Source organism: Oleiphilus sp. HI0125 (genome assembly GCF_001635355.1).
In genome coordinates, this window is sequence record NZ_LWGF01000909.1 from 1 (window position 1) to 969 (window position 969).

Below are 969 nucleotides of genomic sequence, written 5' to 3' on the forward strand. Positions count from 1 at the left end.
GATATTCTTTCGCGAGGCATCGATTTGTAGCTTAATTCGATCTGTTTTATTAAAAGCCCACGGGATATCTATAAATTGGACTCCAGATAGGTCATTGTTCGTGTCTGTACTGTTCGGTTCGTGGATACTTGATGTGGCGAATACCGGAACGTCATCAGCGAAGTTGAATGCAAAGAGCGGATTGATGCGTTTGGCGTTCTGATTGTTTCCGAGTAACACAATTGCATCAATATCACGACGTCGTTCGGGGCGGGTCTCAAGTTTTAAGCCGGTAAGCCGCGCTATTGCGTTGCTACGCTTCTTGCTTGTGTCGGTAGATAGAAGCGCTGCAACTGCGTCAGAGAGAGAGGTTTCCTTGCCATAGGCAGCTTGTGCAACGACGTTTCCACCTTGCTTCTCAAATAGTTCGTAGAAAGTACTTGTTAAACGTGACCCACGGCTTGTGGTTTCGCCAATGATCGCAACGCGGTTCAAGCCTTGCTCTATTAATCGGTTAGCGATTTGAGCTAATTCGTGTTCTGGAGCAAGTCCGAAGAAATATAACTCGTCATTGATGAGTGTTCCGTCTGAGGAATTTAACGCCAAGGTCGTAATAGGCAATTCCGTCAAATCATTAAGTTGTTGAATGTTTGATTTTACAACCGGACCAATAATAAGTGTGTTCGGACTGTTATCGATTGCTTGGTTATATAACGCAGGGATTGTTTGGCGGTTCGTATCAAATGCCTCGACGCTGATTGGTTTTTGTGCATTAAAGTTCGCAGCCAAGAACCCGTCGGTAATAGCAATGCCAATATTTTCAAATTGCCCGCTAAATGGCAGCGCCAGAATAATTTTATTGGGCGCCGTTTCAGGAAGCTTAATTAGTGCTTCAAGTTCAAAAGGGAGGTTGTCAGTAGCTGGGTGGCGAGGGTTTTGGTTGAGCCAGTTTGTAAGAAGAGTGTATTGCTCGTCGATACTTGCCGTCGA

At 45.1% G+C, this 969-nt stretch carries 1 protein-coding gene; it reads right to left on the minus strand.

Translation table 11 applies throughout. The annotated features are described in order from the left end of the window. On the minus strand, positions 1–969 hold a 969-nt coding region (locus A3762_RS15710; protein ID WP_156493501.1), incomplete at both ends, for a penicillin-binding protein activator.